This is a genomic window from Citrobacter sp. wls718, assembly GCF_005280945.1.
In the GTDB taxonomy this organism is placed as follows: Bacteria; Pseudomonadota; Gammaproteobacteria; order Enterobacterales; family Enterobacteriaceae; genus Citrobacter; species Citrobacter gillenii.
This window is the reverse complement of sequence record NZ_SZWV01000046.1, coordinates 1-5,419: the sequence shown is the minus strand read 5'-3', so window position 1 is coordinate 5,419 and position 5,419 is coordinate 1. Positions and strand designations below refer to the sequence as shown.

Sequence of the window (5,419 nt, the reverse complement as noted above, 5' to 3'; positions counted from 1 at the left end):
GGTATTACTGCTGTTGGCGGCAATAATTTTCGCCACTTTTTCGGCCTGTGCAGTCATCTGCATCTGGCGATAGGCGTTTTCCATCAGCGGTAAGGCATCACGTGTTGCCTGGGTATCCGGGAAGTCACGCAGCATACCTTCTACGCGGTTCACCACAGCAACCCACGCGCCGCGTGCGGTGTAGTACTCAGCAACGGAGTACTCATATTTCGCCAGGCGATCTTTCAGGAATACCAGGCGCTTGGTGGCGTCCGTTGTGTACTGGCTATTCGGGTAGCCACGTACCAGTTTGGAAAAGTCATTAAACGCAGCTCGGGCGTGCTGTGGATCGCGATCGCTGCGATCAACACCAAAGAATCCTTGCAGTGCGCTATCATCCAACGCCATATTGGTCAGGCCACGCATATACATGACATAATCAATGTTAGGGTGTGTCGGGTTCAGACGGATAAAACGATCGATGGCGGCCTGAGCGAGCGGCAGATCGGCATTTTTGTAGTAGGCGTAGATGAGATCTAATTGCACCTGCTGAGAATAAGGTCCAAATGGATAGCGATTATCCAACGCTTCCAATTGCGTTATTGCCTGTTTCCAGTTACCGTCCTGCAGCTTTTGCTGAGCAGTCGCGTAGATTTCATTTGGTGGGTTATCGGGCACCTCTTCCTTTGAACCAGAGCAACCCGCCAAAAACAGGCTCAACGTGGCTGCTGCCACCAGGTATTTCATGCGCGTCATGACGTTTTGACTTTCCTCAAAATGTTTTACGGGAGATTCTCTGTTCCTGCTCCCGGTTAAGACCAGCTACAATAGCACACTATATTAAACGGCAAAGCCGTAAAACCCAACGTTAAACGAAGAAGCAGTTTATGGCACAACGAGTAGAACTCACCGCAACAGTCTCCGATAATCAGCTCGGTCAACGCTTAGATCAGGCTTTGGCCGAATTGTTCCCTGATTATTCGCGTTCTCGCATAAAAGAATGGATCCTCGATCAGCGCGTGCTGGTAAACGGGAATCTTTGCGATAAACCGAAAGAAAAAGTTTTGGGTGGAGAACGTGTCTCCATCAATGCTGAAATTGACGAAGAAATTCGTTTTGAAGCGCAAGATATCCCGCTAGATATCGTTTATGAAGATGACGATATTCTGGTCATCAACAAACCACGTGATTTCGTGGTACATCCGGGCGCCGGTAATCCTGATGGCACGGTATTGAATGCGTTACTGCATTACTACCCGCCGATTGCGGATGTTCCTCGTGCAGGTATCGTGCACCGTCTGGATAAGGACACCACCGGATTAATGGTGGTAGCAAAAACGGTTCCGGCGCAAACGCGTTTGGTCGAGTCGCTACAGCTGCGTGAAATTACGCGTGAGTACGAAGCCGTAGCGATTGGTCATATGACAGCCGGTGGCACTGTAGAAGAGCCTATCAGCCGTCATCCCACCAAACGTACGCATATGTCCGTGCATCCTATGGGGAAACCTGCGGTGACGCATTACCGCATTATGGAGCACTTCCGTGTACACACGCGCCTTAGGCTGCGTCTGGAAACCGGACGTACGCACCAGATCCGTGTGCACATGGCGCATATTACCCATCCGCTGGTGGGCGACCAGGTCTACGGCGGACGTCCACGTCCACCGAAAGGCGCGTCGGATGAATTTATTTCTACGCTGCGTAAGTTCGACCGCCAGGCGCTGCATGCCACCATGCTGCGCTTGTATCACCCAATCACAGGTATCGAAATGGAATGGCATGCGCCAATTCCTCAAGATATGGTTGATCTGATTGCCGTGATGCGTGCCGATTTCGAAGAGCATAAGGATGATGTGGCCTGGCTATGAGTAAGCTAATTGTCCCGCAGTGGCCGCTGCCGCAAGGCGTCGCGGCCTGTAGTTCTACCCGTATTGGTGGCGTCAGTTTGCCGCCGTACGATTCGCTGAATCTGGGGGCCCATTGCGGCGATAACCTGGAACATGTTGAAGAGAACCGCAAACGACTCTTTGCTGCGGGCAATCTGCCTTCAAAACCGGTCTGGCTCGAACAGGTGCACGGTAAAGAGGTTCTGAAACTTACCGGCGAGCCTTATTCTTCTAAGCGTGCGGATGCGTCCTACAGCAATACGCCGGGCACCGTGTGTGCAGTGATGACGGCAGACTGTTTGCCCGTGTTATTTTGTAATCGTGCTGGCACGGAAGTCGCGGCGGCTCATGCGGGCTGGCGCGGGTTATGTGCAGGCGTGCTTGAAGAGACCGTTGCGTGTTTTGCTGATAAACCCGAAAACATTATTGCCTGGTTAGGCCCGGCAATTGGTCCCCGTGCATTTGAAGTGGGGCCTGAAGTGCGTGACGCGTTTATGGTCAAAGATCCACAAGCAGACAGCGCATTTGTGCCACGTGGTGAAAAGTACCTGGCAGATATTTATCAGCTTGCTCGCCAGCGTCTGGCACATGTTGGGGTTGAGAACCTCTACGGCGGTGACCGCTGTACGTTCAGCGAAAGTGAGACTTTCTTCTCTTATCGTCGCGACAAAACCACCGGTCGTATGGCAAGTTTTATTTGGCTGATATAACCTAAAGAATCAAGACGATCCGGTACGCGTAATTTTCTTTTCACATAATTCAGGTCATTCACCTTGAATAATTGAGGGATGACCTCATTTAATCTCCAGTAGCAATTTTGACCTGTTATGGGAGGAGTTATGCGTCTGGATCGTCTTACTAATAAATTCCAGCTTGCACTCGCCGATGCCCAGTCACTCGCACTGGGGCACGACAACCAGTTTATCGAACCACTTCATCTAATGAGCGCCCTGCTTAATCAGGAAGGGGGATCGGTCCGTCCTTTGTTAACGTCTGCTGGCATTAACGCCGGCCAGTTACGCACAGCCATTGATCAGGCATTGAGCCGCTTACCGCAGGTAGAAGGCACCGGCGGTGATGTGCAGCCTTCTCAGGAGCTGGTGCGTGTACTGAATCTTTGCGACAAGCTGGCGCAAAAACGTGGGGACAATTTTATTTCGTCGGAACTGTTCGTTTTGGCGGCGCTTGAGTCACGCGGTACGCTGACCGATTTATTAAAATCAGCGGGGGCGACGACCGCTAATATCACTCAGGCAATTGAACAGATGCGTGGAGGTGAAAGCGTGAACGACCAAGGGGCTGAAGACCAACGTCAGGCCTTGAAAAAATACACCGTCGACCTGACGGAACGTGCCGAGCAGGGTAAGCTCGATCCGGTTATCGGTCGTGATGAAGAAATTCGTCGCACCATTCAGGTGCTGCAACGCCGTACTAAAAACAATCCGGTATTAATTGGTGAGCCTGGTGTCGGTAAAACGGCCATTGTTGAAGGGCTTGCGCAGCGCATCATTAATGGCGAAGTGCCGGAGGGTTTAAAAGGCCGCCGTGTACTGGCGCTGGATATGGGCGCGCTGGTGGCCGGGGCGAAATATCGCGGTGAATTTGAAGAACGTTTAAAAGGTGTGCTGAACGATCTGTCGAAACAGGAAGGCAATGTCATTCTGTTTATCGATGAGCTGCATACTATGGTTGGCGCAGGTAAAGCCGATGGTGCCATGGATGCCGGGAACATGTTGAAACCGGCACTGGCTCGTGGCGAACTGCACTGTGTAGGGGCTACAACACTTGATGAGTACCGCCAGTACATCGAAAAAGATGCGGCACTGGAACGTCGTTTCCAGAAAGTGTTTGTTGCCGAGCCGAGCGTGGAAGACACCATCGCCATTTTGCGTGGGTTGAAAGAACGCTATGAGCTGCACCACCACGTGCAGATCACTGACCCGGCAATTGTCGCGGCAGCGACGCTATCTCATCGTTACATTGCTGACCGTCAGTTACCGGACAAAGCCATCGATCTTATCGATGAAGCGGCGTCCAGCATTCGTATGCAGATTGACTCCAAGCCGGAAGAACTGGACCGACTCGATCGCCGAATCATCCAGCTCAAACTGGAACAGCAGGCGTTAATGAAAGAGTCTGACGAGGCGAGTAAAAAGCGCCTCGATATGCTTAATGAAGAGCTGGATGACAAAGAGCGTCAGTATTCTGAGCTCGAAGAAGAGTGGAAAGCGGAAAAAGCGTCACTCTCCGGTACGCAGACGATTAAGGCTGAACTGGAGCAGGCGAAAATCGCTATCGAACAGGCTCGTCGGGTGGGTGACCTGGCGCGGATGTCTGAGCTGCAGTACGGCAAAATTCCTGAGCTGGAAAAACAGCTGGAAGCAGCCACTCAGTCTGAAGGCAAAACCATGCGCCTGTTGCGTAATAAAGTGACGGATGCGGAAATCGCCGAAGTACTGGCACGTTGGACGGGGATCCCTGTTGCCCGCATGCTGGAAGGCGAGCGTGAAAAACTGCTGCGTATGGAGCAGGATCTGCATAACCGCGTCATTGGTCAGAACGAAGCGGTGGAAGCGGTATCCAACGCGATTCGCCGTAGCCGTGCAGGGTTGTCCGATCCGAATCGTCCGATCGGTTCGTTCTTGTTCCTTGGGCCAACCGGTGTCGGTAAAACCGAACTGTGTAAAGCGCTGGCTAACTTTATGTTCGACAGCGACGACGCGATGGTTCGTATCGATATGTCTGAGTTTATGGAGAAACACTCTGTCTCTCGTCTGGTCGGTGCGCCCCCGGGATACGTTGGCTATGAAGAGGGCGGTTACTTGACAGAAGCGGTGCGTCGTCGCCCTTATTCCGTCATCCTGCTGGATGAAGTGGAAAAGGCGCATCCGGATGTGTTCAACATTCTGTTGCAGGTGCTGGATGACGGTCGACTGACTGACGGGCAGGGGAGAACGGTCGACTTCCGTAATACGGTGGTCATCATGACTTCTAACTTGGGGTCCGATCTCATTCAGGAACGTTTTGGCGACCTGGACTACGGACACATGAAAGACATGGTGCTGGGCGTGGTCAGCCAAAACTTCCGTCCGGAATTCATTAACCGTATAGATGAAGTTGTTGTCTTCCATCCGTTGGGTGAACAACACATTGCGTCTATTGCCCAGATCCAGCTGCAGCGTCTGTACAAACGTCTGGAAGATCGTGGCTATGAAATCCACATCTCTGACGAGGCGCTTAAACTGCTGAGCGCGAATGGGTACGATCCTGTCTACGGGGCGCGTCCATTGAAACGTGCTATCCAGCAACAGATCGAAAACCCGCTGGCCCAGCAAATCCTGTCGGGTGAGCTGGTTCCTGGCAAAACGATTCGTCTGGAAGTGAATGACGAACGCATTGTGGCAGTGCAGTAAGTCACAAAATACTAAAAACGGGCCCTGCGGGGCTCGTTTTTGTTTAAAAACCAGGCGAAAATAACTTTCCATTACTAGTTTTGATGGAAAAGTAATCGGTTGATAAGTTTTTTGTATTTTCCCCTTGTCAGCCTGAAATAA

Annotated in this window: 4 protein-coding genes; 3 read left to right on the top strand and 1 reads right to left on the bottom strand. The window is 51.9% G+C overall.

Going from position 1 to position 5,419, the window contains the following annotated elements:
• Window positions 1-735 (bottom strand): outer membrane protein assembly factor BamD (gene bamD / locus FDW95_RS08945; RefSeq protein WP_096756107.1); only part of this gene is annotated, 735 nt, incomplete at its 3' end.
• 131 nt (window positions 736-866) lie between these two features.
• On the opposite strand from bamD, the gene rluD reads away from it, so the two are divergent.
• The 3 genes from rluD to clpB all read left to right on the top strand — a co-directional run bounded on the left by rluD (window position 867) and on the right by clpB (window position 5,278).
• A complete protein-coding gene (rluD, locus tag FDW95_RS08940) occupies window positions 867-1,847 on the top strand; it encodes a 23S rRNA pseudouridine(1911/1915/1917) synthase RluD (protein WP_096756108.1) in 981 nt (326 codons plus the stop codon).
• Entirely contained in the window at window positions 1,844-2,575 is a 732-nt protein-coding gene (gene yfiH / locus FDW95_RS08935) for a purine nucleoside phosphorylase YfiH (RefSeq protein WP_115257743.1), read from the top strand. Before rluD ends, yfiH begins: the two co-directional genes overlap by 4 nt.
• Window positions 2,576-2,704: 129 nt before the next feature.
• The gene (gene clpB, locus FDW95_RS08930; protein WP_115257744.1) at window positions 2,705-5,278 is read left to right on the top strand and encodes an ATP-dependent chaperone ClpB; all 2,574 of its coding nucleotides are present in this window, start codon (window positions 2,705-2,707) and stop codon (window positions 5,276-5,278) included.
• Window positions 5,279-5,419 lie beyond the last annotated feature (141 nt).